This is a genomic window from Streptomyces albiflavescens (assembly GCF_014645835.1).
GTDB lineage: Bacteria > Actinomycetota > Actinomycetes > Streptomycetales > Streptomycetaceae > Streptomyces > Streptomyces albiflavescens.
In genome coordinates this window covers 26,850-53,306 of the sequence record NZ_BMMM01000006.1, presented here as the reverse complement: position 1 = coordinate 53,306, position 26,457 = coordinate 26,850, and the positions used below count along the sequence as shown (strand labels likewise).

Genomic DNA, 26,457 nt, shown 5'->3' with positions numbered 1-26,457 from the left:
GGTCATGGCGCCACCACTGTCTCGTACCCGCCCGTCATGACGCCGCCGTCATCCAGCGGTCGCGCAGTCCCGCGAGGACCGCGATCGACACGGCCAGCAGCACCAGGCTCAGCGCGATCGCGGCGGCCGGGTCGTTCTGCAGGGCCAGGTACACGGCCAGCGGCATGGTCTGCGTACGGCCGGGGAAGTTGCCCGCGAAGGTGATCGTCGCGCCGAACTCGCCGAGCGCGCGGGCCCAGGCCAGCACGGAACCCGCCGCGATCCCGGGTGCTATCAGCGGCAGCGTGACCCGGCGAAAGGCGGTGAAGCGGGAGGCGCCCAGCGTCAGGGCGGCCTCCTCGTAGCGCGGATCGGCGGCACGCAGTGTGCCCTCCACGCTGATCACGAGGAAGGGCATCGCCACGAACGCCTCGGCCACGATCACCCCGGCCGTGGTGAACGGCAGCGTGATCCCGAAGGCCGAGTCCAGCCACTGCCCGACGATCCCGTTGCGGCCGAGGGCCAGCAGCAGGGCCACGCCTCCCACCACCGGGGGCAGCACGAGCGGCAGCGTCACCAGGGCCCGGACGAAGCCGCGCCCCGGGAAGTCGGTGCGCGCGAGCAGCCACGCGAGGGGCACGCCGAGCACCAGGCTCACCGCGGTGGCCGCCGTGGCGGTGACCAGGGACAGCTGGAGCGCCTGCCAGACCTCCGGGCTGGTCAGCTGGTCCGGCAGGCTGCGCCAGGGAGCCCGTACGAGGAGGGCGACCAGCGGGAGGAGCAGGAAGGCCAGGCCGACGAGGGCGGGCAGCAGCAGGGGAAGCGGCGCACCGCGTCGCGTACCTTTCCGGACGCGCCCGCGCCGCGGCCCACCGGTCAGGGTGTCGGCCGCGGCGTCGGAGGTGTCCAGACCTGTTGTCACGGCTTGAGGAATCCGGCCGCCGTCAGGACCTTCTGACCCTCGGCGGACTTCACCAGCTCGATGAACGCCTTCGCCGCGGCCGCGTTGGGCGCGTCCTTGAGCAGGGCGATCGGGTACGCGTTGATGGCCTTGGCCGACTCGGGGAACTCCACGCCCTCCACCTTGTCACCCGCAGCCTTCACATCGGTCTTGTAGACGACGGCGGCGTCGGCCTCCTTCAGCTCCACCTTCGTCAGGGCGCTCTTGACGTCCTGCTCGTAAGAGACCGGAGTGAGCTTGAGGCTGCTGGCGTCCAGCGCCTTCTGCGCGGCGGCGCCGCACGGCACCGTCTTGTCGCACAGGACGACCTTCAGGCCGGACTTGGTGAGGTCCTTCAGGGAGGTGACCTTGTCGGGGTTGCCGGGCAGGGTGGCGATCTCCAGCTGATTGCGGACGAAGGTGGCCGGGGTGCCGAGCGCGTCGCTCTTGTCCGTCACGATCGCCATCGTCTTGGGGCTGGCGGCGGCGAACACGTCGGCCGGGGCGCCGCCCGTGATGCTCGCGGCGAGCGTGTCACTGCCACCGAAGCTGAAGGTCACCTTCGTACCGGGGTGGGCCTTCTCGAATTCCTTGCCCAGCGTCGTGAAGCTCTCCTTGAGGGAGGCGGCGGCGAAGACGGTCACCGTGCCGGAGAGCTTCGAGGTGTCCTTGGCGGAGGCCGAGGAGTCCGGCTTCGCCGAGGAGTCGGACGAGGAGGAGCAGGCGCTCAGGGCCAGCAGCGCGGCGGCGCCGGCGCCTGCCACCTGCAGGGTCCGGCGGGTCCGGCGTGCGGTACGGGTCATCACGGTTCTACTCCTTCTCGAGCCTTAGTCATGCATACGCGGATCATACTTCCGCAGATGCCACCCGTAAGTCTCCTGTTGCATCGCATGAGCCCGGTGATCGACGCATGGATGTACGCATGTGCGTTTGTCCGGGACGGTGCTGCGGGTACCGTCTCCCGGGAGGTGGTACCCAGTGACCCAGTCCCTTACGGAACCGCCCGTCCGCCCGGCGGCGGAGCTGACCCTGACCGGAGACCTGGCCCGTCCCGCCCGGCTGACCGTGCCGGACCTGCTGGCCTGGCCCCAGCACCGGGTCCGGGTCAGCTTCGAGTGCGCCACCAGCGGCGTACAGCACCACCGCTTCGAGGGGCCGCTGCTGCATGACGTCCTGCACGCGGCCGGACCCGTCTTCGACCCGGCCCGCCGCAAGGACCGGCTGCGTTTCCTCATCGCGGTGACGGGCTCGGACGGCCACCACGCCCTGCTCACCTGGGCCGAGATCGACCCCGACTTCGCGCACTCCCCGGTGCTGCTGGCGGTCGGCATCGACGACACCCCGCTCGATGCGGCGGGTCCCCAGCTGGTGCTGCCCCAGGACCGCTGCGGCGCCCGGCACATCAGCGGCATCAACGCGATTCGCGTGGACGGCCGCTACACGTCGTGGACGGCCGGCGGCGACTGAGGCCGCCGAGCCGCCGCGTCCAGGGCCGGCCACACCCGGTCCCGGGTCAGCGGGAGCTCGGTGAACCGCGGTCCCGTCGCGTCGCGCAGGGCGTTCGAAGGCCGGGGCGACCGGGTTGAAGGGGCTCTCGCTCATCGACTCGGCGCCGAGGGGACCGATCGCGTCGGCGGTCTCCATGAAGTGGACCTCGGTGCGCCGGACGTCGGCGTACTGCGGCAGCCGGTAGCGGCGGAAGGCGGCCGTCTCGACCTCGCCGCGCCCGTCGACGCGCACGTTCTCGACGCCGGGAACACGTCCGCCGCGGCGCCGCTGAGGACCCTGGAGACGTTCCCCGCGTGCGACGGCTCCTGAGCACGGACGGCGGAGGCCCTGCACCTGCACGTCAACACCGTCCACTACCGCATTCAGCGCATCGAGCACTTCACCGGCCGCGACCTCTGCCGCCTCTACGACCGTCTCGACCTGTGGGCCGCCCTGCTCAGCCGGGAAGGCGACCCCTCCCATGACAGGATCGCCCGGCGTCTGCGACGCTGACCCGCCAACGGAGGTCACGCATGCTGCTGCGTCAGCTGGAGTACCTGGTCGCGCTCGCCCGGGAGCGGCACTTCGCGCGGGCGGCGGCGGCCTGTTTCGTCACGCAGCCGTCGCTGTCGGCGGCGATCCGCCGGCTGGAACACGAGCTGGACGTGCCGATCGTGCGGCGGGGCAGGAAGTACGAGGGGCTCACCCCGGAGGGCGAGGTCGTGCTCGCCTGGGCACACCGGATCCTCGCCGAGCGCGACGCCCTGCGCCAGGAGCTGTCGGCGCTGCGTGGCGGCCTGACCGGCACCCTGCGCCTGGGCATCGTCCCCACCGCGCTGCCCGCCGCCTCCCTTCTCACCACCCCGTTCTGCGAGCGGCACCCGCGGGCCCGGGTCAGGCTGGAGTCGTTGTCGTCCGCCGAGATCAGCCACGGCCTGGCCGAGTTCGAGCTGGACGCGGCGATGACGTATCTCGACGACGACGAGCTGCGTCACGTACGCCGCTTCCCGCTGTACGAGGAGCGGTATGTGCTGCTCACTCCGGTGGACGGCCCGCTGGCCACGGCGCCGACGGCCCGCTGGGCGCACGCGGCGGCGCTGCCGCTGTGTCTGCTGAGCCCCCGGATGCGCAACCGCCGGATCATCGACGAGTGCTTCGCCGCCGACGGCGCGACGGCCACCCCGGCGATCGAGTCGGACACCGTCGCCGGGCTGTACGCGCATCTGCCGGGCGGCCGCTGGTCCAGCGTGATCTCGCACGCCTGGCTGCACATGTTCGGGGTGCCCGAGGGGATGCGGGTGGTGTCGCTGGAAGGGCCCGCGCACGGGCCCCGGGTCGGGATCGTGGTGGCCCGGGAGGAGCCTCAGTCCGTGCTGGCGGAGGCGCTGTTGGAGGTGGCGCGGGAGGCGGACGTGCGGGACGCCCTCGATGCGCTGCTGAAGGAGCATCTGGGCGGGCGGAGCCGATAGCCGTCGGCTGTCCGGGTAGGGCAACGTTCGCTTTGGCCGGCGCGATTGACTCCGAGGTTGGTGAAAGCACCTCCCGATCAACGGAGTTGAGGAGAGACGCGTCATGGCCAAGGTGCTCTGCGTGCTGTACGACGACCCGGCCGACGGCCCCCCACGACGTACGCCCGGGACGATCTTCCCGTCATCGACCGCTGTCCCGGCGGTCGGACCACGCCCACCCCGAAGGCGACCGACTTCAACGTCCCCTCACGTGCGGTCGATGTGCACGTTCGTCGACTTCACCCGGGCGGTGGCCTCCATGCCGACCTCCAGGCCCAGTTCCTCGACGGCCTCTCGGGTCAGCAGCGAGACCAGCCGGTGCGGCCCCGCCTGGATCTCCACCTGGGCCGCGACGTCGCCGAGTTTGACGGCGGTGACGATGCCCGGGAACGCGTTGCGGACGGAGGTGTAGGAGGCACCCTCCTCACCGCCGGCCCCGGCCAGCTCGACGGAGAACGCGGCGAGATCCCGTCCGTCGATGAGCCGCCGCCCACCCTCGTCCCGATGCGTGGCCACCCGCCCGGCGTCCGCCCACCGCCGGGCGGTGTCGGGGCTCACGCCGAGGAGCCGGGCGGCCTGGCCGATTGTGTAGGACTGCATGGGCGTGACGATAACGCGACGACCGGAACGCGACGGCTCTACCGTGGCCCGCGCCGGGCCTCCGGGACGGCGGGCGGGAGCTGGGCCTGGACATCGGCGTTCACCTGGCCGCCCAGCGTCATCACGTTGAGCGTCGCGGAGTTCTCGTTGGCGATCGCCTTCTCGACGCGGGCGACCAGGGTGCGGAACGCCTCGCTCTCCGAGAGGCCCGTGTAGGGGCCCACCTTGGTCTCGAAGTAGATCCGCTCGTGGCCGAGGAGTTGTTCGGTCGAGCGGTAGTTCTTCCACTGCTCCCGGTAGCGGTACACGCTCTCCAGGGAGACGGAGCCGACCACGATCAGGCTGAGCACCGTCGCGGTGAGCTTGGCGAACGACAGATCGAGGTTGACTAAAACGGGCACCAGCGCGCCCCCGACGACGGAGATCGTCCGCATCCGCAGATGCATGGCCTTCATCCTGACGGCTTTCCTGTCGTACCAGCCCTGGTACTGCAGGAGCCTGCTCTCCAGATACCCCTGTGCCGTGACCGCCTCCGGACCGGGGGCGAGCGGGTGGCCGTCGAGCGACTGGTCTGCCGCCGGGTCGGTCATGGGGCAACTTCTCCTTCGCCGTGGAGTGCGGCACTGGCGCACACCGTTCAACGTCAACACCCAAGATACGTAGGTCACTTCGTGCGTGCGCCCGTGTCTGGAAGGGCGGCATGCGCAGGGTGCGGCGGGCGGGCGGTTCGATCGTGCGGCAGACGATGCCCGCGACCGCCGGGCTCCGCCCGCCGACGGGCCCGAAGCTCCCGAATGGCATGCGCCACAGTCCCGGAAAACCGCGGCGACTATGGTGTCGCTGCGTGTCGATGCGAATCGAACACCAGGAGAGACCACCAGGGGCACCAGAAACGTCGGCGAGGGGCGCGCAGTGTCGGACGAGGGGCGGCTGGTCGCCGGGCGCTACCGGTTGATCGACAGGATCGGCCGCGGTGGCATGGGCACCGTGTGGCGCGCCGAGGACGAGGTGCTGAGCCGCCAGGTCGCCCTGAAGCGGCTGCACGTCCAGCCGCATCTGAGCGACGACGAGCTCGCCACCCTCTACGAGCGCACCCGCCGCGAGGCACGCAGCGCCGCCCGTATCGCGCACTCGAACGTGGTCGTCGTCCATGACGTCGTGGACGACCAGGGGCTGCCCTGCATCGTCATGGAGTACGTCCCCTCGACCACCCTCGACGCACTGCTCAAGACAGGCGAGGTCCTCCCGCCCGCCGAGGCCGCCCGCATCGGACTCGGCATGATCGCCGCGCTGCGTGCCGCGCACACGGCCGGGGTGCTGCACCGCGACGTCAAGCCCGGCAACGTGCTGCTGGGCGCCGGCGGCCGCGTCGTGCTCACCGACTTCGGCATCGCGATGACGAGCGGCACCTCGACGCTGACGAAGACCGGCGAGATCGTCGGGTCGATCGACTACATCGCCCCCGAGCGGATGAAGGGCCGGAACTCCGGTCCCGCCGCGGACCTCTGGGCGCTGGGCGCGACCCTGTACCAGTCCGTCGAGGGACGGCCCCCGTTCCGCAAGGACACGGCCGTCGAGACGGCGTACGCCATCGTCGTCGACCCGCTCGCTCCCCTGAAGCAGGCCGGAGCTCTCGAACCCCTCATCGAGGCTCTGCTGGCCAAGGACCCGGCGGAGCGGCCGTCGATGGAGGAGACGGAGCGGGTGCTGCGGGCGGTGGCGTCGGAGGCTCCGACCCAGCTCCAGACGCAGCCCTTGTCGCAGCCGCGGCCACAACCGGCACCGACGCGCTCCCTGCCTGCACGGCCGTCCGATCCCACCCGCGTCGACAACGATGGCGGCGGTCGCCGCAAGGGCGACGACAACGATGGCAGCGGTCGCCGCAAGGACAAGGGCAAAGGCGGCCGTCGCAAGCGCCGCGGGCCCCTCCTGGGTGCGGTCGCCGTGACCGTCGTGGGCGCGGCCGTCGCGGGCGGACTGTACATGGCGGCGCACCGCGACAGCGGCTCGCGCACGCACGGCACCGAGGCGGCGCCCACGCCCGCGTCCGCGTCCGTCCCCAAGGGTTTCCACCTGGTCGAGGACAAGACGCTGGGCGCCTCCTATCCCGTCCCGGACGGCTGGAAGCGCGGCACTTCGAGCTTCGAGCAGGTCAAATACACCGACCCGTCCCGCCTGGTGGAACTCACCATCGGCACGGTGGACCCCGCGGGCCCGAACCCCGAGTCGCACTTCAAGAACATCGAGGCGAACACCAAGCGCAACTACTCCACGTACCGGAGGATCCGGATGGAGCGGACCACCTTCCAGGGGAAGGCCGCGGCGATCTGGGAGTTTACCTTCAAGGGACGGGTACGGGCGTTCCGCGCCATCGACCTGGGCTTCGGGCAGGAGGGCGGCAAGGAGTACGACATCTACGTCTCGGCGCCGGAGGCCCAGTGGGACAAGTACCGCCCCGTCTTCGACACGGTGAAGGCCGGCTTCCGCACGGACTGAGGCGTGCGCCGGCGGCCGAGGCACACCTTCGGGTGAGCGAAGGGCGGCGCGCGCGTTCAAATCAACTCTCCGGGTAGGCAACCCGGAAGAGGACTGGCCCCTCCTAGAGAACAGTCGAACCAACCCGGGTACTCGGAGAGGACTGTCAGGTGGCCCGTCAGTTGTCCCGCCGCAGGTTCATGGTCTACACGCTGGCGGCGTCCACCCTGACCGTCGCGGCGCCACTCGGCTGCGACGGATCCTCGGCGGAGGGCGTCGAGCCCACCGCGGCGGGCGTCAGCACCCCGTCCGACGTCCTGGTGACCGGCACCGACGAGGAGATGCTGGTCCTGGAAGTCACGGCGGCCAACAGGGTGGTCGTACGACTGCCACGCGTCGAGGTCGGCCAGGGCATCACGACCGCGGTCGCCATGATGATCGCCGAGGAGCTCGACGCCCGGCTCGCCGACGTCGACATCCCGCTCGCCGAGGCCCGGAAAAAGGGGAACCAGTACACCGGCGGCTCCAGTTCGGTCACTTCGCTGTACGGTCCCGCCCGCGAGCTGGCGGCCACCGCGCGCGCCAAGCTGGTGACCGCGGCCGCTCGGCGCTGGCACCTGCCGGCGGGGCAGCTGCGTACCCGGGACACGATGGTGATCGCACCCGACGGGCGTACGGCCACCTTCGGGTCGCTGACCGAGAGCGCCGCACGGATCCAGCACCCCGCCGTGTCGACCAAGCCCAAGCCGACGTCCGAGCACCGGGTGATCGGGCGGCCGACGACCCGGATCGACGCGCGGGACATCGTCACCGGCAGGGCGAAGTACGCCGGGGACGTGGCGGTGGCCGGAGCGAAGCCGACCGTGGTGGCGCGGCCGCCGACGCTCGGCGGGAAGGTCGTCTCGGTCGACGACCGGGCGGCCCGCGCCCTGCCGGGCGTCCACGCGGTCGTCAGGATCGCCGGTGGTGTCGCCGTGGTGGCGGACTCCTTCCACCACGCCTTCAAGGCCAGGGACGCGCTGCGGATCACCTGGGCCCCGGGCCCGCTCGCGGCTCTGTCCGACGCCGGGATCCGGTCCCGGCTGCGGGCCGCCGTTCCGCCGCTCGGGACCCCGCTGCTCGGAACGAGGCAGGTGACGGGCGAGTTCGAGTTCGCGTTCGTCAGCCACGCGCCGATGGAGGTGCTGACCGCGGTCGCGGACGTGCGCGCCGACCGTGCCGAGCTCTGGTTCTCGTCCCAGACGCCGATGGACGCGCGCGACAGCATCGCCTCGGCGGTGGGGCTGCCGGCGTCGAAGGTACGGGTCCATGTCACGCGGGGCGGCGGCTCGTTCGGACGGCGGCTGAACTTCGACGCGGCGATCGAGGCGGCCCTGATCTCCAAGGCGGCTCACCGGCCGGTGAAGCTGATGTGGAGCCGTAACGACGACATCAGGCACGGCAGGATGCGCCCGGCCAGCCACCACCGGATCCGCGCCAGCCACGCCGGCGGCAGGGTGGTGTCCTTCACCCACATGATGGCCTCGGTGAACGAGTCCTATGAGCAGGAGGGGCCGGCCGCCCAGGGCGGTGTCACCGGCGTCGTGTCCGGCTCCCGGGTGGCGGGCCCGCTGCCCAGCGACAGCGGGCTGTACAACTTCGGGCGCGTCTCCGGGGATTCGGGCGGAGTGGAACTGGCGATGCCCCTCGGCGCTTGGCGTTCGGTGGACTCCGGGACCTCGCGCACCGCGGAGGAGATCGTCGTCGACGAGGTCGCGGGGAGCCTGGGCGAGGACCCGGTCGCCTTCCGGCGTACGACACTCCGGAGCAAGAGGGTCAAGGCGGTGCTCGACAAGGTCGCGAGCACCGGGAACTGGGGCCGGACCATGCCGGCCGGCCAGGCCCAGGGCGTGGCCGTCCACGAGGAGTACGGCTCCTGCGTGGCCTGCCTGGTCGAGATCGACGCCACCGACCCGAAGAAACCCCGGGTGACCAAGGTGGTGATGGCGGCCGACGTCGGAACGGCCGTCAACCCGCGCGGGCTTCAGGCCCAGCTCATGGGCACCGCCGCCGACGGCATCTCCACCGTGCTGCAAGCGGGCCTGCACATCGACCGGGGCGCCGTCCGCGAGGGCAGCTTCGCCGACTTCCACTACGCCCGCCAGCGGCACGCTCCCCTGCATTTCGAGGCGCACATCATGCCCTCCCGGCGGGACCCCGGCGGGGCGGGCGAACTCGGCGTCCCCGCGGCTGCGGGCGCCGTCGCCAACGCCTACGCCCGCGCGACGGGTACCCGCCCCCGCCGATTCCCGATCAACTTCTGAGACGGTGCCGATGCCCTCCTACTCGTTCCTGCTCAACGGGAAGCCGGTCACCGTCGAGGCGCCGGCCGACATGCCGCTGCTGTGGGTCCTGCGCGACCTGCTGGACGTCACGGGTCCCAAGTACGGCTGCGGGGTCGGCGTCTGCCGCGCCTGCACCAGCCATCTCGACGGGGCGGAGATCCAGCCCTGCGTCGTCCCGGTCGCGGACTGCGCGGGCCGCAAGGTCACCACCATCGAGGGCCTGGCCGACGGCGACACGCTGCACCCGGTCCAACAGGCCTGGCTCGACTGCGATGTCGCCCAGTGCGGCTTCTGCCAGCCCGGGCAGATCATGGCCGCGGCGGCCCTCCTCAAGAAGACGTCCAGCCCGACGGACGCCGACATCGACCGCATCGAGAACGTCTGCCGCTGCGGTACGTACTCCCGGATCCGCGAGGCGATCAAGAAGGCCTCCGCCCAGGGCTGAGGATCTCGACGCCTCCCGACGGCCATGGCGGCCGTCGGCGCGCGACCGCCGCACGCCGTCGCCTTGTCCCGCTGATCGCGGTGGGTGCGCGGAAGGCCGAGCCTCCGCGCACCCACCGGGTACTCACTGGCCCCGTCGGGCCCGTCCGCTCACGTGGTGGGCAGGGCCGGAACCGCCGACGTCACGCCGCCGAGCAGCCCCGCGACCACGCCGAGCACGCCGAGCACCGACGACACCAGGCCCGTCGCCGTGCCCGGCGCGCCCGTCAGGGCCTTGACCGGATTGCCGACGGTCGACTGGAGCTGTGCCACCAGATCCGACACCGGATCGGCGAGCGCGACGCCGGCTCTGTCCGTGGCGCCGGAGGCGGAGTGGACCCGGTCCTTCAGCTGCCGCTGGGCGGATACGTTCGCCGTTTCCAGAGCCGGCCGCACCCTGACCAGTTCCTCACATGTCTCGTCCAGGCTGCCGATCATGGCTTCATCAACCAGTCGCCCGTTCCCCGTGGGGATGGCGGCCGCAGCCCTGGTCCTGACCGTGACGCTTGTCGGGTGCGCGGGCGCCGGGTCCACCGAATCGACCCCTGGAGCCCTCGGCACCCCCGGCACCCCCGGCACCACTCAGGCCATGCCCCGGCAATCCTCCGCGGCCGACGAGGCGTCCCCCGCAGCCGTCCCCGCGCCGCTGCCGGGCCTGGGCCCCGCGACGCTGGCCGGGATACCCCGGAACGCGCGGCAGGTCGTCCTGGTCACCGGCCGGGGCAAGGACTCCCCGATATCGCGGGTGGTGCTGTACCGGCGTACCAGCGGCGGGGGCTGGCGGCCGGGGGCCACCTGGCCGGCCCACAACGCCCTCAAGGGCTGGACGGACGACCACCACGCCGGTGATCTCCGCTCGCCCATCGGCGTGTTCGGCCTCACCGACGCCGGCGGGCTGCGGCCCGATCCCGGTACCAAGATGCCGTACGACCGCTCGGGTGGCTTCGCCGTCGGCGGCACGGGCTTCGGGGGCGAGCCGCTCGCGGGCTCCTTCGACTACGTCGTCGCGATCGACTACAACCGCGAGCCCGGAACCTCCCCCCTCGACTGGACCCGCCCCCTCGGCGCGGGCAAGGGCGGCGGCGTCTGGCTGCACGTCGACCACGGCGGCCCCACACACGGCTGTGTGAGCCTGGCACGGGAGCACATGAAGGAGCTGCTGCGCACCCTCGATCCCGGCCGGCACCCGGTGATCGTCATGGGGGACGCCGAGTCCCTCGCCCGCTGACGTCCCGGTCGAGGACGTACGACAAACCCCCTAGGCCCTGTCGTCACATTCCCGTCTGCCCCGCGACGCCATGCACGCACTCTCGCCGCACCGGGCACAGACCCAAGTACATCCAGTACGAGGGCCTGTGCCCGGCACGCCGAGAGCACGCACCTGACGCCGCGGGGCCCGCCCTCCGGGCGGACGACGGGAATTTGACGACAGGACCTAGGGGACGGTGACCAGGACCCGGCCGCGGACGCCGGCGTCGACGCGGTCGTGGGCGTGGGCGATCGCGTCGAGCGGGTAGCGCTCGCCGACGTCGACGGTGAGGGCGCCGACGGCGGCCGCGGCGGTGAGGTCGCGGGCGGCCTGTCGTTTCGCCTCGGCGGGGAAGTCGTCGCTGCCCAGCAGACGCAGGGTCACGTTGTGGAACAGCAGGGGCCAGAAGGGGAGGCGGGGCCGGTCGTCACGGGTGGCGTAGGCGGCGACGACCGCGTCGTTCGCGACGACCGCGGCGTCCAGGTCGGCGTTGTCGGACAGGTCCACCTCGACGACGCGCTGCACCCCTTCGGGGGCGTACGCGCGGATCGCCTCGGCCGGGTCGTCCCGGTCGAGGGCGACGGCGTGGGACACCACGTGGGGGTCGACGTGGTCCAGGTCCGCGCCGCGCCGCACGGTGCCGATCACCGTCGCACCGCCCCAGCGGGCGAGTTGCGCGGCCAGTGAGCCGACGCCGCCGAGGACGCCGTGCACCAGAACGGTCCTGCCGTCGACCGGGCCGTCGCCGAACACCGACCGGTGCGCGGTGATCCCGGGGATGCCCAGACTCGCGCCGAGTTCGTCGCTGAGGTGGTCGGGCAGGGGCACGGCTTGCGGGGCGGGCACCACGGTGTACTGGGCCGCGGTCCCGAACGGCCGGTAGGACTGGGCTCCGTGCACCCACACCCGCTGCCCGATGCGGTGTGCGTCGATCCCCTCGCCGACGGCGTCGACGACACCGGCCGCGTCGCTGTGCGGGACCACTCGGGGGAAGGGCATCGACGAATCGAGCCAGCCGCGCCGCTTCTTGGTGTCGCCGGGGCTGACTCCCGACACGGTCACGCGGACGCGGACCTCGCCGGGGCCGGGCTCGGGGTCGGGCAGCTCGCCGACCTGGAGCACGTCGGCCGCCGGGCCCTGCCGGTCGTACCAGGACGCGAGCATTGCGGACCTCCGTAGCCTCTCGGCGGGTGTGCCCGTCGAGCGTATGCGGATCATGCCCCCCGCGCGCGGAGTGCGGGTCGGCCCGTGAGCGTGTCGACCGGCCGGAGCGCGCTGCCCGCGCGTCACCGGAGCGGCTTGGCGCGCGTGGCGGTCGACGACGCGTTCACCGTCAGGGTCGGGTTGTTCAGCGTCGGGTCGCTGAGCGCCTTGAGGGTGTAGCCGCTGGTCGCCCCCACGAGGGCGAAGAGCCGGGAGCTGTCCGGGGCCCGGCGCAAGGGGGTCGGGCCGTGGTCGCGCCGGTGTTGTAGGTGCGGACCGACAGGGTCGCGTTCGGCTGGTGGACTGCCACCGTGTCGCCGTTGGACTGGGCGACCAGTCCGTTCGCGGCGATGTCGGCGCCCTGCCCGTCGGGGTAGGCGCCGTGGGCGGTGACCGACCGGTCCGACGCGGCGTCACCAGCCGGTGAACAGCAGGTGATTGAGGGTCAAGGCGAGGATGGCCTGTGCGGTGAGCCAGGCGCGCGGCCGGGGGAGGAACGCGCACGCCGGGAGCAGCCACATCGCGAACGGCAGCCAGATGCGCTCCGTCTCCGCCTTGCTCATGCCGGAGAGGTCGGCGACGAGAAGGGCGAGCAGGGCGGCGAACACCAGGAGCGACAGCCGGGGTTCGGCCGCGGGGTCACGGAGGCAGCCGCGGACGCCCTTGCGCACGGGGGCCGCACCCGCCCGGCGCAGGCCCGCCGCCGTCGCCGGGCCCACGATGAGCGCCGTGCACGCGAGGTTCGCCCACACCCAGTAGCCGTACGGCCGGATGCCGCCCGCTCCTTCGTAGTAGCGGGTGACGAGCAGGCGGTACGCCTCCCACCAGTTGAAGCCGAGCAGCGTGAATACCAGCGGCACGACGGCGAGTCCGGCGACGACGTACGGGAGAGGCTGCAGCCGTTGGCGGCCGAGCAGCAGGACGGCGCAGGCGATCACCGCGAACAGCGTCAGCCCGTACGAGAGATACGCGGTGAGGCCGAAGAGGAGCCCGGAGGCGAGACCGGTCGCCCGGGGCCGGTGTCCCGTGACCGCGAGGGCGAGGAACGCGACGGCCCAGGCCGCGACCGCCGTGAAGTACCCGTCCGCGGAGGTGCCCATCCACACGGCGGCCGGGGCGAGGACGAGGAACGGGGCGGCCCGGCGGGCGAGGGCCTCCCCGGCCAGCGTCCGTACGGTGACGAGGACCGCGGCGGCCGCCGTCGCCCCGACGGTGATGCACCAGACGCCCGCCCAGGCCCCGCCGCCCAGCCCGATCCGGTCGAGCAGCACGAAGGTGAGGGTGGCCGCGGGGGGATGTCCGGCGACATGCGCGGGCCAGTGGTCGGGGGAGTGGATCAGGATGTGGTGGGTGAAGTCCCGCAGGGCGGCCGGGATGTCGTGGAAGCGGTTGACGGGGCTGATGACCTGCAGATATTCGTACCCGGTCGTCAGCCGCCCGGCGATCCCGCGCTGCCAGCCGTCGATCAGCGCGAGGGAGTACGTCCACGCCATGGCGGTGCCCCAGGCGGCGAACGGCAGCGCGCGCCAGGGCAGCCGGGCGGCGAGCGGCGGCCCGTACGCGACGACGGCGACGGCCACCACGATCGCGGCCGCGGTGCCGGGGCCGACATGCGGTTCCCAGTGGGCGTACAGCGGAGGCCAACTGACGTGCAGTGTGCCGTCGCGGCGCTCGATGGAGTTGCCGATCAGGACGGCCGCCGTGACGAGCAGAGCCGCGGCGAGGGCGGCGGACAGATCGAGGAGAAGATCGCAGGGAAGGCCGCGGGGGTCGCGGGGGTGGCGCGGGAGATCGCCGGGTTCGCGGGGACGGTCGCGGAGGCCGTGGAGCGAGTCGCGGGGGTCGCGGGGAAGATCGCGGTTCACACCGGCACGCTAGGCCGGGGGCGGCCCGGTGGGGCCCCCGCAGGGCTGGACGTCAGAGTTTCGTCATGGTTTGCGGACCCGTTCGGGGGGTGTTCCCGGCCTACCGTCGGGGCATGCCACGGTCTCCCTCCTCCCCTGCGTTCTGGCGCAGCCCGCTGCGCGGCCCCTGGTTCACCTCCGTGCTGGGCGTCGTGCTGCTCGGCGGGATCACGGTGCTGTTCGTCACGGGTCTCCTGTCGTACGCCGCGTACAACCCGGACCTGTCGCCGGTCAACGACATGACCCCGGACAAGGGGCTGCTCGGCTTCTATCTCTTCTCCTGGCCGACCGACCCGTCCTGGCTGTACCGGCTCACCCAGGGCGTCCACGTCACGCTCGGCATCGTCCTGATCCCGGTACTCCTGGCGAAGCTGTGGTCGGTCGTGCCGAAGCTGTTCACGCTGCCGCCGGCCCGGTCCCTCGCGCACGCCCTGGAGCGGATCTCGCTGCTCCTGCTGGTCGGCGGCGCCCTCTTCGAGTTCACGACGGGCGTGCTCAACGTCCAGCTCGACTACGTCTTCCCCGGCTCCTTCTATCCGCTGCACTTCTACGGCGCGTGGGTGTTCTTCGCCGCGTTCGTGGCGCACGCGGTGCTGCGGGTGCCGATGGCCGTACGCACTCTGCGCCGCATGAAGGACGAGCGCCACCCGGGAGACGAGCGTCATCGGGACGAGGAGGGCGGCGAGTTGGTGGCGCCGGACCCCGCCCCGCCCACCGTCTCGCGGCGCGGTGCCCTCGGGTTCGTCGGCGGCGGCTCGCTGCTCCTGTTCGCCACGACGGCGGGCCACAGCTTCGACGGGCCGCTGCGGGAGACGGCCCTGCTCGCCCCGCACGGCGGCGCCGAACCGGGCTCCGGTCCCGCCGGATTCCAGATCAACAAGACGGCCGCCTCGCGCGGGATCAGCGCGAGCGAGACGAGCGGGGAGGCCTGGCGGCTGGTCGTCGAGGGGCCCCGCCGGACGGTCCGGCTGAGCCGGGCCGAGCTGCTGCGACTCCCGTTGCACAGCTCCGCGTTGCCCATCGCCTGCGTGGAGGGCTGGTCGACCTCCGACCAGTGGTGGCGGGGGGTGCGGCTGCGGGACCTGGCGGCTCTCGTCGGGTACGAGGAGGGCGCGGCGCCCGACGTGCTGGTGGAGTCGCTCCAGCGGCACGGGGCCTTCCGCCGGGCCGCCCTGCGCGACAACCAGGTGCGCGACCCGCGCTCCCTGCTCGCCCTGTTCGTCAACGGCGAGGATCTGACACCCGACCACGGCTACCCGGCGCGCATCATCGTTCCCGCCGCGCCCGGCGTGCTCAACACCAAGTGGGTGGCCCGGATGACGTTCGGAGACCTGTGATGCGACGGCCGTTCGGAAAGCCCGCGCTGGGCAGTCCGCTCCACATCCTGCTGTTCGCCTGCTCGTTCGCGCTCGCCGGGTACGCGGCGGTGCGACTGCTCGGCGACGACTGGTTCGAGGTCGCGCTGTGGTTCGTGGGCTTGGCGGTGCTGCACGACCTGGTGCTGGTGCCGCTGTACGCGGGGGCGGACCGGGCCGTCACGGGGGCGCTGGACGGGGTCGGCCACCGGGAGTGGACGGTGTACGTCCGGGTCCCGGCGGCGCTCTCCGCTCTCCTGCTGCTGGTGTGGTTTCCGCTGATCAGCGGGCAGGTCGCGGACCATTACAGGTCCGCGACCGTCCTCTCGGGCGACGACTTCCTGTCCCGCTGGCTGCTGATCACGGCGGTGCTGTTCGGCGGCTCGGCGCTGCTCCTCGTACGGAGGCTGCGGCGGTTGCGCAGGGCGACGAAGGAGCGGCCGCCGGTCGCCCACTGACCGTCCGGGCGCCAGCCCGCGCGCGTCGCGTGCCGCAGCAGGGCCGGGGTGCCGAGGCGGGCCCATGGGAAGGCCGGGCCCACGCCACCGTGGGCGCCGGCGACGCGGACGACGTGGACGTCGACGCATTCGTCGACGTCCACGTCAGGGACGGTCTCGGCGATCAACAGGCCGCCCGGGGCCAGGACGTGGGACATCCGGCTCAGCAGGGCGGCCGGGTCGCCGCCGATGCCGACATTGCCGTCGATGAGGAGCCCGGTGTCCCAGCGGCCCTCACCGGGGAGCGGCTCGAAGACGGAGCGCTGCAGCGCCTGCCCGCCGAGCCGCACCGTGTGCGCGACGGCGGCCTCGCTGACATCGATCCCGAGCGCGGGCCACCCCCACGCCGCAAGCTCGGCGACCAGCCGCCCCGGCCCGCATCCCACGTCGAGCACGGCCCCTTCGCAGCGCCGCAGCGCCTCCAGATCGGCCGCGTCGGCCCGCGCACACCACCGCTCTACGTCGAGAGGGAGCAGCCACCCGTCGGCACGGCGAAGGTAGAGGGGGCCTCGGCCGGTACGGAGCGCGTCGGAGTACGGGTCCGTGGACCAGGGAGCAGCCGTGGCCGTCTTGGCCGCGAGCATGCGTGCCGCCAGGGGTGGCGCTGGAGGGCGCGGCGGCATCGTGCAGGCGCCGGCACCCACCTCCAACTCGGCCCCGACGCCGGGTGCCGTGCTCATCGGTGGTTCACCGCCCGCACCCGGGCCAGCTCCGCGGCGAACCGGCCATGAGGCGCCCCCGCCGCGACCAACTCCGCGTCGCGGGCCGTGTCCACGTCCCGCAGGCGGGGCAGATCCCGCACCCGCAGCCCCGCGGCGACGAGCCGCCCACGCTGCGCCGCCCCCGTCGTCGGCGTGGACATCGGCACGCCCCGCAGCAGTCCGGGGTCGGGCTCCGCAAGCCCCAGCGCCCAGAACCCCCCGTCCTCGGCCGGCCCGAAGTACGCGTCACAGTCGGCGAAGTCCACGCTGAGCAGCTCGGGCGTCACCTGCGGCGTGTCCATGCCGATGAGCAGCGCCGGCCCGTCGCAGTGGGCGAAGGCCGCGGCCAGCCGCTCGTCCAGACCCCCCGCGCACTGCGGTAGGACGTCGAAGCCGGGCGGCAGCCAGGCCCCCGGCTCTCCGTCCAGCACCAGCACGCGACGCCGCGCGGGCGTCGCCGCCACCGTACGCAGGGTGTCCACGAGGGCCGCCTCGGCGAGCAGCGCGGCTTCCCGGGGCGTGAACGGCGGAGTGAGCCGGGTCTTGACCCGTCCTGGCCGCGGTTCCTTGGCGATGACGAGGAGAGTCGTCACTGGGTGGTTCCTCCCTGAGAGGGGGCGGGCGTCTCGAGGTGCGCCGGCGGTTCCGCGAGGACGCGGCGCATGTCCCGTACCGCCTGCCAGGTGCCCCGCCAGGTGCCGGTGACCTTGGAGACGCCGGTGCGCGGCAGGTACGGAACGTCGTGCTCGGTGATGTGCCAACCGGCGTCGGCGGCCCGGACGACCATCTGCAGTGGGTAGCCGCTGCGGCGGTCGGTGAGGCCGAGGCCCAGCAGCGGCTCGCGGCGGGCGGCCCGCAGCGGTCCGAGGTCGTGCAGGCGCAGCCCGGTGCGGCGCCGGAGCATCCGCGCCAGCGCAAGATTGCCCGCCCGGGCGTGCGCGGGCCACGCGCTCCGGCCCTGCGGGCGGCGCCGCCCGAGCACGAGATCGGCCCCACCGTCGCGCACGTCGCGGACGAACGGGACGAGGAGGGCCGGGTCGAGTGAGGCGTCGCAGTCGCAGAAGCACACGATGTCCGCGGTGGCGGCGGTCAGCCCCGCATGGCAGGCGGCACCGAACCCGCGCCGCGCCTCGCGCACCACGGTCGCGCCGAGGCCACGGGCCAGCTCCGCCGAGCCGTCCGTGGAGCCGTTGTCGACGACCAGCGCGCGCCAGCCGGGGGGGATGCGGGCGAGCACCCAGGGCAGGGCTTCGGCCTCGTTGAGACAGGGGAGGACCACGTCGACTTCCGGGTCCGATGGGGGACAGGCGGGATGGGCAGTCACGGCCTTCACCCTACGAACGCGAAAGGTAAATATCGGACTTGAGGTCCTTACGAAACGCGGACGTCGGGCCCGTCGCGGACACGGACGTCGGGACTCCTTACGAATCACGGACGTCCAGGTCGGAGGTCGGCACGGACCCGCGGCCGGTGGGAGGCTGGACACATGCATCAGCCGTACGAAGCCCCAGGTGCCGGAGCCGCCCCGAGCGGGTACGGGGCCACGACGCGCGTCCTCGTCGTGGACGACGACCCGACCGTCGCCGAGGTCGTCTCCGGGTATCTCGACCGTGCGGGCTACGTCGTGGACCGTGCCGCGGACGGACCCGCCGCGCTCGCCCTTGCCGCCGCGCAACGGCCGGACCTGGTGGTCCTGGACCTGATGCTGCCCGGCATGGACGGCCTGGAGGTGTGCCGGCGGATGCGCGGACGCGGACCCGTGCCGGTCATCATGCTCACCGCCCGCGGTGACGAGGACGACCGGATCCTGGGCCTGGAGGTGGGCGCGGACGACTACGTCACCAAGCCGTTCAGCCCCAGGGAACTGGTCCTGCGCGTGGAGTCCGTCCTGCGCCGGACCCGGCCCTCCCCCTCCGCGCAGCCCCTGCACACGGCCGGTCTCACCGTCGCCCCGGCCGCCCGCCGCGCCACCAAGGATGGCGTCGAACTCGCCCTCACCATCCGGGAGTTCGACCTCCTCGCCTTCTTCCTCCGGCATCCCGGCCGCGCCTTCAGCCGCGAGGACCTGATGCGCGAGGTCTGGGGCTGGGACTTCGGGGACCTGTCGACGGTCACGGTCCACGTACGCCGACTACGGGGGAAGGTCGAGGACGACCCGGCCAGACCCCGCCTGATCCAGACGGTGTGGGGCGTCGGCTACCGCTTCGACGCCGCGCCCGGCGAGGAGGCGGTCTGACGATGTTCGCTGCCGTGTCCTGCCGGGAGGCCGGTCCGAGGATGTTTGCTGCCGTGTCCTGCCGGGAGGCTGGTCTGAGGATGTTCGCTGCCGTGTCCTGTCGGGAGGCCGGTCCGACGATGTTCGCTGCCGTGTCCCGCCGCGAGGCCGGTCCGACCATGTTCGAAGCCATGCCCTGTTGTGAGGCGGTCTGACCATGCGCGACATGCTGCTCATCGCCCTCTTCGCCTTCCTCGGCGCCGCCGCGGCCGGGCTGCTCGGCGCGGGCGCGCTCTGGCTGATCCGGCGGCGCTCGCTGACCGCTTCGCTCGCGGTCGTCGCCACCGTGGCCGTCACCGCGATGCTCGCGGGGACGCTGGCCGTGGCATGGGCGATGTTCCTGTCCTCGCACGACCTGACCGTCGTCACCCTGGTCGTCGCGATGGCGGCGGTCGTCTCGCTGGCCACCGCGCTGCTGCTGGGCCGCTGGGTGGTCGCCCGCAGCCGGGCGCTCACCCTGGCCGCCCGTTCCTTCGGCGACGGCGGCGACTTCGCGGCTCCCGACGGCCCGGCGACGGCCGAACTCACCGCGCTGACCCGGGAGTTGCAAGCCACCAGCGCGAAGCTCGCCGAGTCCCGCGACCGCGAACGTGCGCTGGAGACCTCGCGCCGTGAACTCGTCGCGTGGATCTCGCACGACCTGCGCACCCCCCTGGCGGGGCTCCGGGCCATGTCCGAGGCCCTCGAAGACGGCGTCGCCGCCGACCCCGACCGCTATCTCCGCCAGATCCGCACCGAGGTCGAGCGCCTCAACGACATGGTCGGCGACCTGTTCGAGCTCTCCCGCATACACGCCGGGACCCTCGCTCTCTCCCCCTCCCGGATCTCCGTGTACGACCTGGTGGGCGATGCCCTCGCGGGCGTGGACCCCTTGGCCCGCGAGCACGGCGTACGGCTGGTCGGCGACCGGATCGAGCAGGTTCCCGTCGAGGTCGACGGGAAGGAAATGAGCCGTGTGCTGGGCAATCTGCTCGTCAACGCGATCCGGCGTACGCCTGCCGACGGCACGGTCGCGGTGGCGGCGGAACGCTCGTCCCAGGGGGTCGTCCTGTCCGTCACCGACGGCTGCGGGGGGATCCCCGAGGAGGACCTTCCGCGCGTCTTCGACACCGGCTGGCGAGGTACGCACGCGCGCACACCTCCCGCCGGGGCGGGCCTGGGCCTCGCCATCGTCCGCGGCATCGTGGAGGCCCACCAGGGCCAGGCCGCCGTCCACAACGTCCCCGGCGGCTGCCGCTTCGAGGTCACGCTCCCCATGGCCGGGGCCTGAGGGCTTCAGGGGCGCGGGGAACTTCGCAATCTTTCAGGGGGGTCTGGGGGCGCAGCCCCCAGGCAGGGACGGGCAGGGACGGGCAGGGACGGGCAGGGACGGGCAGGGACGGGCAGGGGGGCAGGGGCGGAGGGGGCGAAAACAGCTACTCCCCGCTCAACCGCGCCGCCGCGAACTCCCGCATTCCCTCGGCGAATCCGACCTCGGCCTTCCACCCCAGCTCGGTCCGCAGCCGAGCCGAGTCCGCGGTGATGTGCCGCACGTCGCCCAGCCGGTACTCACCGGTCACCACGGGCTCAGGGCCGCCGTACGCCGCGGCCAGGACACGCGCCATCTCGCCGACGGTGTGCGGTTCGCCGCTGCCGGTGTTGTAGGCGATGAGCGCACCCTCGCGCGCACTCGCCTCCAGCGCGGCCACGTTGGCTGCCGCCACATCGCGTACGTGCACGAAGTCCCGCCGTTGCCCGCCGTCCTCGAAGACGCGCGGGGCCTCGCCCCGGGCGAGCGCGGACCTGAAGAAGGAGGCGACGCCGGCGTACGGGGTGTCGCGGGGCATCCCCGGCCCGTACACGTTGTGGTAGCGCAGCGACACGGCGCCGCCGCCCGTCGACCGGGCCCAGGCCGCCGCCAGATGCTCCTGGGCCAGTTTGGTCGTCGCGTACACATTCCGGGGGTCGACCGGGGTGTCCTCGCCCACCAGACCCGGCGTCAGTTCCTCACCGCACCGGGGGCACCGGGGCTCGAAACGCCCCGCGTCCAGATCCTCGACCGCCCGGGGCCCAGGTCGCACCACCCCGTGCCCTGCGCACTCGTACCGTCCTTCGCCGTACACCACCATCGACCCGGCGAGCACGAGCCGCCGTACGCCCGCGTCGGCCATGGCGGTGAGCAGCACCGCCGTACCGAGGTCGTTGCGCGAGACGTACTCGACCGCGTCGCCGAATCCCGTCCCCAACCCCACCATCGCCGCCTGATGGCACACGGCGTCCACTCCGGGCAGCGCTGCCGCGACCGCCCCGGCATCGCGCACGTCCAGACCGTCGCGCAGGTCGAACACGACCGGCTCGTGCCCCCGCCCGGCCAGCGCCTCGACGACATGGGACCCGATGAACCCGGCACCGCCGGTGACCAGTACGCGCATGAGCCGAACGCTAGGGCCCCGGGCGCGCCGTACGGCAGAGCGGCGCCGGGCACGTCATGGAGCCGTAAGAAGTGTCCCGAACTGTCTGCCGTCGAGAGAGCCCGCCATGGCGGCGTCGCCGTCCCCGAACCCCGACCACCGCTGAGCCGGTGACAGACCTCGGCCGAGCCCGTGCGTGACCCGGATCACAGCGGCGGAGTGCATCGTGGCGGGGGCTCCAGTGTCTTTCCCCTTGTGGAGGGAGCCGGTGCAGGGAGCCGGCGAGAACGGGGACGGTGCGGATGGAGCAGGAACGGGCCGATGGGTTCGACGGGTTCGTGGCGGCCCGTTGGTCCGCCTTGTTCCACCTCGCCCGGTTGCTCGTCGGCGGCGACCGGCACCGGGCCGAGGACCTGCTTCAGGAGGCCCTGGTCAAACTCTGGTTCGTCTGGCCCAAGATCGCCGAGGAGGCGCCGGAGGCGTACGTACGCAAGGTCCTGGCCCGAGCGGCGGCACGCTCGGCCCGCCGGCGCTGGTGGGGTGAGCGCCCGGTCGAACAGCTCCCCGACCTGCCGGAGGCGGGCGATGTGTCCGCCGCCGTGGTGGAGCGCTCGCGACTGGAGGCCGCGCTGGCCCAGTTGCCGGCGCGGCAGCGGGCCGCGGTGGTGCTGCGCTACTACCAGGACCTGCCCGAGAAGCAGGTCGCTGAGGCGCTGGGGTGCCCGGTGGGCACCGCTCGATCCCATGCGTCACGGGGCGTTGCGCGGCTGCGTCGGATCCTGGCCGATGTCATCGAGCCGGTGGGGTGAAGGGGAGTCCATGGATCACTTCGAGCGGGAGTTGGCGCGGCTGATGCGCGACACCCAGGAACACACCCCCTTCGAGCCGAAGCACCGGACGCGTCTCCGGGCGGGCGTACGGGCCCGCCGCCGTGCCCGCGCGGCGCAGAAGGCCGTCGGCTCCGTCCTGGCGGTCGCCGGACTCGGCGTCGGCTTCTTCCTGCTGCCCCACGACCCCGCCAAGGACAGGCCCCAGGCTCCCCTTCCACGGCCCGCGACGAGCCCGTCGTACCCGGGTACGACGCCGACGCCGGACGCGTCCCCGAGCGAGACCACCACCTCGTCCCCCACGACCACGACCACGGCCGGGACCGCCGACTCGACCTCCGGCCCGCCCACGACACCGACCGCGACCGGGAGTTCGGTCACGGTGTCCGCGGACCCGACCATGACCCCGACCAGGACGCCGCCGCCCTCGTCCTCGGAGACGCCGAGCGCACCGGCCACGCCGTCGACCACACCCTCGACCGTCGAGTCGTCCTCGCTCGCCGACTCCGCCGCCCCCGGGTAGCGGATGCGGCGCCGCGTCCCCGACCGGCGACCCGCGACTTGCCACCCCTGAACCCTGACACCTGACCCCTGGCACCTGACCCCTGGCACCTGACCCCTGACCCCTGACTCCTGGTACCCGGCACCTGACATCTGCCCCTGATCGCACCCTGCCGTGGGTGACTTCGGCATGCCCTGCGACAGAACACAGACATGGACGCATCGTGACAAATGCAGGGCTGATCGCCTTGACGGACTCCGTGGTGGACGACCTCATGGACCAACTGCCGCTCCGCACACCGGTGCCGGCGCACCACCGGGAGCCCGTCCTGGACGTGGTCGTTCCGGTGTTCAACGAGGAGAGGGATCTGGAGCCGAGCGTGCGGCGGCTCCACGCGCACCTGCGCGAGACCTTCCCCTACCCGTTCCGGATCACCGTCGCCGACAACGCCAGCACCGACGAAACCCCGCGCATCGCGGCCCGGCTGGCCGCCGAGCTCCCCGAGACGGAGTGGCTGCGGCTGGCCGAGAAGGGACGGGGCCGGGCGCTGCACACTGCCTGGTCGCGTTCGCCGGCCCCGGTACTCGCGTATGTGGACGTGGACCTGTCGACCGACCTTTCGGCGCTGCTGCCGCTGGTCGCCCCGCTGATCTCCGGGCATTCCGACATCGCCATCGGCACCCGACTGGCCCGCGGCTCCCGCGTGGTGCGCGGCCCCAAGCGCGAGGTCATCTCCCGCTGCTACAACGTCCTGTTGCGCTCCACGCTCGCCGTGGGCTTCTCCGACGCGCAGTGCGGTTTCAAGGCGGTGCGGCGCGATGTCGCCGAGCGGCTGCTGCCCCTGGTGGAGGACTCGGGGTGGTTCTTCGACACCGAGCTGCTGGTGATCGCCGAGCGGGCCGGGCTGCGCATACACGAAGTCCCGGTCGACTGGGTGGACGACCCCGACAGCCGCGTCGACATCCTGTCCACGGCACTGGCCGACCTGCGCGGCATCGCCAGGATCGGCCGGGCACTGGCCCGCGGCACGCTCCCGATGGCCGGGCTGCGCCGGAGCGCGGCCGGTGAGTCGCGGGGCGGCCTGGCGGGCCAGCTGCTGCGCTTCGCCGCCGTGGGAGCGGTGAGCACCGTCGGATACGTCCTGCTGTACGCGGCGCTGCGCCCGGCGGCCGGGCCGCAGGCCGCCAACGCGCTGGCGCTGCTGGTGTGCGCCGTCGCCAACACGGCCGCGAACCGGCGGCTCACCTTCGGGCTGCGCGGCCGTGGCGGTGCGATGCGCCACCAGGCCAAGGGGCTGCTCGTCTTCGTGGTCGGCCTGGCACTCACCGGCGGGTCACTCGCCGCCCTGCACCACGTGGCGCCCGGGGCTGCGCGCCTCACCGAAGTCGCGGTGCTCGTCGCCGCCAACCTGGCCGCGACACTCCTGCGCTTTCTGCTCTTCCGGGCCTGGGTCTTCCCCGCCCGCCGCACCCGCCGCCGCGGGACGGGACCGACGGCCTCATGAACCACACGACGCCGAACCACGGGACGACGAGCCACGGGACGGCGAGCCACGCGACGGCGAGCCACGCGACGGCGAGCCACGCGACGGCGAGCCACGCGACGGCGAGCCACGCGACGGCGAGCCACGCGACGGCGAGCCACGCGGCGAGAGGCCACGCGACTGCGATCCACGCGACGACAGGCCAAGCGGCAATGAGCCACGCGACGACAGGCCAAGCGGCGATGAGCCACGCGAAGCCGGCGGCTCGTCCGGACGCCGGTCTTCCCGGGTTCTCCGCCGCAGCCCCCACCAGGCAGGAGCGGCTGCGCCGGGCCGCGCGGCACTACGGCCCCGTCCTCGCGATGTACGGCGCACTGAAGCTCATCGGCTTCTCCGTCTTCATGTACCTGCTGCACTCCGCCGGGGACTACCGCACCAAGCACCCGCGCTTCGGCGGCGGCGCCCACCCCTGGGACGTACTGGCCACGTGGGACGGCTGGTGGTACCAGCAGATCGCCGCGCACGGATACCATCCCGCGCTCGTCCCGGTTCCCGGGGCGAAGGGCCTGATCACCCTCGAGGGCAACTCGGCGGCGTTCTTCCCGCTCTACCCGGCGGCGATGCGCCTGGTCTCCGAGTGCACCGGCCTCGGTCCGTACGGCGCCGGCATGCTGGTCTCCGTCGTCGCCTCCTTCGTCGCCGCGCTCGGCGTCTACGCCGTCACCGCCCGGTTCGGCGGCAGGCGGGCCGGGCTGGCCGCGGCCGGACTGTGGGCGGTCTGGCCCGGCTCCGGCATGGAGTGGTCGGTCTACTCGGAGTCCCTCTACGTCGCCCTCGCCGTCTGGGCCTGCCACGCCGTCATGACCCACCGCTGGCTCACCGCGGGCGTCCTCACCTTCACCGCCGGACTCAATCGCCCCACCGCCGTCGCGCTGATCGCCGCCCTGACGCTGGCCGCGCTGTCGGCACTCCACCGCCACCGCCGCCGGGACGGCATGGTCCGCCCGCTGATCGCGATACTGATCGCCCCGCTCGGCCTGGTGGGCTACCTGCTCTGGGTGGGCCACCGAATGGGCGACTACGGCGGCTACTTCAAGCTCCAGACCGGGGCCTGGGCGCACACCTTCGACTACGGCAGCCACACTCTCGACGTGCTCACCTCCGTCCCGGTGGGCCACTTCGACTACCTCTTCGCTTTCCCCTTCGAAGACCTCATCGGCGTAGCCGTCGTCCTCCTGTGCCTGCTGCTGCTTCCCCTCCTGATCCGCCTGCGCCCCCCGGCCGTCCTGGTGGTCCACACCCTCCTGACCATCGCCCTGGTCCTCGGCAGCCGGCAGATCTTCGGCAACGTCTCCCGCTACCTGCTCCCCGCCTTCCCCCTCTTCATCCCGCTCGCCCTGCAGATGCGTGGCCTGCGACTGCCCACGCAATTCACGCTGCTCGCCGTCGCCGCGGTGGCCTCGGGCTCGTACGCGGGCTACGCGCTCTTCGAACTCGGCGTCCCTTAGAGGCCGGTTGGGCCGGTTCTGCGGCTCACCCGGCCGGAGGAACGCCCGACGTAGGCCGCACCTGCGCAAGCCCCAGGCCGTCGGCCTGGGGCTTCGATGGAGACAGGGGTGACGAGAGCGGAACTCGGCCGGCCTCGGAGGCCGGCCCGGGCGTGGCTCTCGAGGCGCGGTGGGGTCAGGGGGCGACCTTCGCCGCCTTGGCCTGGACGTGGGCGACGTAGCGGACGGTGAAGATCATCGGGAGGGCGAAGCCGGCGATCTGGATGAGCGTGGCGGGGGTCGAGTGGGCGTTTCCGGCGTGTGCGACGACGGCGAGCACAAGGGCGGTCAGGGCAAAGGCCACCGTCCATGCGGCGGTGATGACGACGTTGGTCCGGATGAACGGCTTGAGCCCCCAGACCTCGCGCGGGGTGGTGCGCTTGGCTATGCCCATCGTGAACGGCTTGCCGATGGCCAGCGAGCCCCCGGCTATGACCGCCAGCGTGCCGGAGGAGAGGGCCGCGGAGTAGTCGTGCAGGCCGGAGTGCGGATCGGCGAAGGCGATGACGGCCAGGGCGGCGAAGAAGACCGCCGAGCCGAGCTCGATGATCAGCGCGTCGAATCCGACACCGGCTCGTACCTGCTGGGCGATCACCGCCACCGCGACCACCAGGGCGGCCAGCGCGGCCCACTGCCAGCTCCCCGAGGGCAGCACGGCGAAGATGATCCACGGGAGGAAGGTGCGCAGGTAGGACATGAGGTCTCCGGTTTCGGGGGTTTCGCTCGT

At 72.7% G+C, this 26,457-nt stretch carries 26 protein-coding genes and 2 pseudogenes; 14 read left to right on the top strand and 14 right to left on the bottom strand.

Going from position 1 to position 26,457, the window contains the following annotated elements; genetic code table 11:
* Positions 1 to 34: 34 nt before the first annotated feature.
* Positions 35 to 901 carry an ABC transporter permease gene (locus tag IEY95_RS17735; RefSeq protein ID WP_189187009.1) on the bottom strand — a complete coding sequence of 289 codons (867 nt, stop codon included), beginning with the start codon at positions 899 to 901 and terminating at the stop codon, positions 35 to 37.
* Positions 898 to 1,722, bottom strand: coding sequence for a molybdate ABC transporter substrate-binding protein (gene modA / locus IEY95_RS17730; protein ID WP_189187008.1), 825 nt, complete (start codon positions 1,720 to 1,722; stop codon positions 898 to 900). The genes IEY95_RS17735 and modA overlap by 4 nt, the downstream gene beginning before the upstream one ends.
* Before the next feature lie 175 nt (positions 1,723 to 1,897).
* Here modA and IEY95_RS17725 point away from each other — a divergent pair, with 175 nt between their 5' ends.
* Positions 1,898 to 2,386, top strand: a complete 489-nt coding sequence (locus IEY95_RS17725) for a molybdopterin-dependent oxidoreductase (protein WP_189187007.1) — start codon at positions 1,898 to 1,900, stop codon at positions 2,384 to 2,386.
* Here the strand turns inward: IEY95_RS17725 and IEY95_RS49095 are convergent.
* A pseudogene (locus IEY95_RS49095) lies at positions 2,356 to 2,665 on the bottom strand (aldehyde oxidase); the annotation flags it as partial. The gene IEY95_RS17725 and the pseudogene IEY95_RS49095 overlap by 31 nt on opposite strands.
* Positions 2,666 to 2,680: 15 nt before the next feature.
* Between IEY95_RS49095 and IEY95_RS17720 the strand changes: the two are divergent.
* A pseudogene (locus tag IEY95_RS17720) lies at positions 2,681 to 2,920 on the top strand (helix-turn-helix domain-containing protein); the annotation flags it as partial.
* Positions 2,921 to 2,940: 20 nt separating this feature from the next.
* Entirely contained in the window at positions 2,941 to 3,876 is a 936-nt protein-coding gene (locus IEY95_RS17715; RefSeq protein ID WP_189187006.1) for a LysR family transcriptional regulator, read from the top strand.
* Positions 3,877 to 4,122: 246 nt separating this feature from the next.
* On the opposite strand, the gene IEY95_RS17710 is transcribed toward IEY95_RS17715, so the two are convergent.
* Positions 4,123 to 4,515: a TOBE domain-containing protein gene (locus tag IEY95_RS17710; RefSeq protein WP_189187005.1), complete on the bottom strand. Its 393-nt coding sequence runs from the start codon at positions 4,513 to 4,515 to the stop codon at positions 4,123 to 4,125.
* A 38-nt stretch (positions 4,516 to 4,553) separates the two neighbouring features.
* Entirely contained in the window at positions 4,554 to 5,105 is a 552-nt protein-coding gene (locus IEY95_RS17705) for a DUF4231 domain-containing protein (protein WP_189187004.1), read from the bottom strand.
* A gap of 322 nt (positions 5,106 to 5,427) precedes the next feature.
* Between IEY95_RS17705 and IEY95_RS17700 the strand changes: the two genes are divergently transcribed.
* The 3 genes from IEY95_RS17700 to IEY95_RS17690 all read left to right on the top strand — a co-directional run bounded on the left by IEY95_RS17700 (position 5,428) and on the right by IEY95_RS17690 (position 9,759).
* On the top strand, positions 5,428 to 7,011 hold the full coding sequence (locus IEY95_RS17700) for a serine/threonine-protein kinase (protein WP_229703111.1): 1,584 nt from the start codon (positions 5,428 to 5,430) through the stop codon (positions 7,009 to 7,011).
* Between the two features lie 179 nt (positions 7,012 to 7,190).
* On the top strand, positions 7,191 to 9,293 hold the full coding sequence (locus IEY95_RS17695; protein WP_189187353.1) for a xanthine dehydrogenase family protein molybdopterin-binding subunit: 2,103 nt from the start codon (positions 7,191 to 7,193) through the stop codon (positions 9,291 to 9,293).
* A gap of 10 nt (positions 9,294 to 9,303) precedes the next feature.
* A complete protein-coding gene (locus IEY95_RS17690; RefSeq protein WP_189187002.1) occupies positions 9,304 to 9,759 on the top strand; it encodes a (2Fe-2S)-binding protein in 456 nt (151 codons plus the stop codon).
* Between the two features lie 149 nt (positions 9,760 to 9,908).
* On the opposite strand, the gene IEY95_RS17685 is transcribed toward IEY95_RS17690, so the two are convergent.
* Positions 9,909 to 10,235, bottom strand: coding sequence for a hypothetical protein (locus tag IEY95_RS17685; RefSeq protein ID WP_189187001.1), 327 nt, complete (start codon positions 10,233 to 10,235; stop codon positions 9,909 to 9,911).
* Between IEY95_RS17685 and IEY95_RS17680 the strand changes: the two genes are divergently transcribed.
* Positions 10,234 to 11,025, top strand: a complete 792-nt coding sequence (locus IEY95_RS17680; protein ID WP_229703108.1) for a L,D-transpeptidase family protein — start codon at positions 10,234 to 10,236, stop codon at positions 11,023 to 11,025. The genes IEY95_RS17685 and IEY95_RS17680 overlap by 2 nt on opposite strands.
* A gap of 207 nt (positions 11,026 to 11,232) precedes the next feature.
* On the opposite strand, the gene IEY95_RS17675 is transcribed toward IEY95_RS17680, so the two are convergent.
* The 3 genes from IEY95_RS17675 to IEY95_RS17665 all read right to left on the bottom strand — a co-directional run bounded on the left by IEY95_RS17675 (position 11,233) and on the right by IEY95_RS17665 (position 14,114).
* Positions 11,233 to 12,210: an NADPH:quinone reductase gene (locus tag IEY95_RS17675; RefSeq protein ID WP_189187000.1), complete on the bottom strand. Its 978-nt coding sequence runs from the start codon at positions 12,208 to 12,210 to the stop codon at positions 11,233 to 11,235.
* A gap of 122 nt (positions 12,211 to 12,332) precedes the next feature.
* On the bottom strand, positions 12,333 to 12,485 hold the full coding sequence (locus IEY95_RS17670; RefSeq protein ID WP_189186999.1) for a hypothetical protein: 153 nt from the start codon (positions 12,483 to 12,485) through the stop codon (positions 12,333 to 12,335).
* Between the two features lie 177 nt (positions 12,486 to 12,662).
* On the bottom strand, positions 12,663 to 14,114 hold the full coding sequence (locus tag IEY95_RS17665; protein ID WP_373294487.1) for a hypothetical protein: 1,452 nt from the start codon (positions 14,112 to 14,114) through the stop codon (positions 12,663 to 12,665).
* A gap of 113 nt (positions 14,115 to 14,227) precedes the next feature.
* Between IEY95_RS17665 and IEY95_RS17660 the strand changes: the two genes are divergently transcribed.
* A complete protein-coding gene (locus IEY95_RS17660) occupies positions 14,228 to 15,490 on the top strand; it encodes a molybdopterin-dependent oxidoreductase (RefSeq protein ID WP_189186998.1) in 1,263 nt (420 codons plus the stop codon).
* A 322-nt stretch (positions 15,491 to 15,812) separates the two neighbouring features.
* Here IEY95_RS17660 and IEY95_RS17655 read toward each other — a convergent pair whose 3' ends face one another.
* The 3 genes from IEY95_RS17655 to IEY95_RS17645 all read right to left on the bottom strand — a co-directional run bounded on the left by IEY95_RS17655 (position 15,813) and on the right by IEY95_RS17645 (position 18,039).
* On the bottom strand, positions 15,813 to 16,589 hold the full coding sequence (locus IEY95_RS17655; RefSeq protein ID WP_189187350.1) for a class I SAM-dependent methyltransferase: 777 nt from the start codon (positions 16,587 to 16,589) through the stop codon (positions 15,813 to 15,815).
* A 92-nt stretch (positions 16,590 to 16,681) separates the two neighbouring features.
* Entirely contained in the window at positions 16,682 to 17,299 is a 618-nt protein-coding gene (locus IEY95_RS17650; RefSeq protein ID WP_189186997.1) for a TIGR04282 family arsenosugar biosynthesis glycosyltransferase, read from the bottom strand.
* Positions 17,296 to 18,039 carry a glycosyltransferase family 2 protein gene (locus tag IEY95_RS17645; protein ID WP_189186996.1) on the bottom strand — a complete coding sequence of 248 codons (744 nt, stop codon included), beginning with the start codon at positions 18,037 to 18,039 and terminating at the stop codon, positions 17,296 to 17,298. Before IEY95_RS17645 ends, IEY95_RS17650 begins: the two co-directional genes overlap by 4 nt.
* Positions 18,040 to 18,192: 153 nt before the next feature.
* On the opposite strand from IEY95_RS17645, the gene IEY95_RS17640 reads away from it, so the two are divergent.
* Both IEY95_RS17640 and IEY95_RS17635 read left to right on the top strand, forming a co-directional pair.
* Positions 18,193 to 18,942, top strand: coding sequence for a response regulator transcription factor (locus IEY95_RS17640; RefSeq protein ID WP_189186995.1), 750 nt, complete (start codon positions 18,193 to 18,195; stop codon positions 18,940 to 18,942).
* A 196-nt stretch (positions 18,943 to 19,138) separates the two neighbouring features.
* On the top strand, positions 19,139 to 20,251 hold the full coding sequence (locus IEY95_RS17635; protein WP_189186994.1) for a sensor histidine kinase: 1,113 nt from the start codon (positions 19,139 to 19,141) through the stop codon (positions 20,249 to 20,251).
* A gap of 145 nt (positions 20,252 to 20,396) precedes the next feature.
* Here the strand turns inward: IEY95_RS17635 and IEY95_RS17630 are convergent, their stop codons facing one another.
* Positions 20,397 to 21,392 (bottom strand): NAD-dependent epimerase/dehydratase family protein, encoded by a 996-nt coding sequence (locus IEY95_RS17630; RefSeq protein ID WP_189186993.1) that lies wholly within the window; start codon positions 21,390 to 21,392, stop codon positions 20,397 to 20,399.
* A 281-nt stretch (positions 21,393 to 21,673) separates the two neighbouring features.
* Here IEY95_RS17630 and IEY95_RS17625 point away from each other — a divergent pair, with 281 nt between their 5' ends.
* The 4 genes from IEY95_RS17625 (at position 21,674) to IEY95_RS17610 (ending at position 25,691) form a co-directional block, all read left to right on the top strand.
* Positions 21,674 to 22,180, top strand: a complete 507-nt coding sequence (locus IEY95_RS17625) for a SigE family RNA polymerase sigma factor (RefSeq protein WP_189186992.1) — start codon at positions 21,674 to 21,676, stop codon at positions 22,178 to 22,180.
* 10 nt (positions 22,181 to 22,190) lie between these two features.
* On the top strand, positions 22,191 to 22,721 hold the full coding sequence (locus tag IEY95_RS17620) for a hypothetical protein (RefSeq protein WP_189186991.1): 531 nt from the start codon (positions 22,191 to 22,193) through the stop codon (positions 22,719 to 22,721).
* A 253-nt stretch (positions 22,722 to 22,974) separates the two neighbouring features.
* Positions 22,975 to 24,204, top strand: a complete 1,230-nt coding sequence (locus IEY95_RS17615) for a bifunctional glycosyltransferase family 2/GtrA family protein (RefSeq protein WP_189187349.1) — start codon at positions 22,975 to 22,977, stop codon at positions 24,202 to 24,204.
* 341 nt (positions 24,205 to 24,545) lie between these two features.
* The gene (locus IEY95_RS17610; protein ID WP_229703155.1) at positions 24,546 to 25,691 is read left to right on the top strand and encodes a putative hexosyltransferase; all 1,146 of its coding nucleotides are present in this window, start codon (positions 24,546 to 24,548) and stop codon (positions 25,689 to 25,691) included.
* A 175-nt stretch (positions 25,692 to 25,866) separates the two neighbouring features.
* On the opposite strand, the gene IEY95_RS17605 is transcribed toward IEY95_RS17610, so the two are convergent.
* Positions 25,867 to 26,427 (bottom strand): hypothetical protein, encoded by a 561-nt coding sequence (locus IEY95_RS17605; RefSeq protein ID WP_189186990.1) that lies wholly within the window; start codon positions 26,425 to 26,427, stop codon positions 25,867 to 25,869.
* Positions 26,428 to 26,457 lie beyond the last annotated feature (30 nt).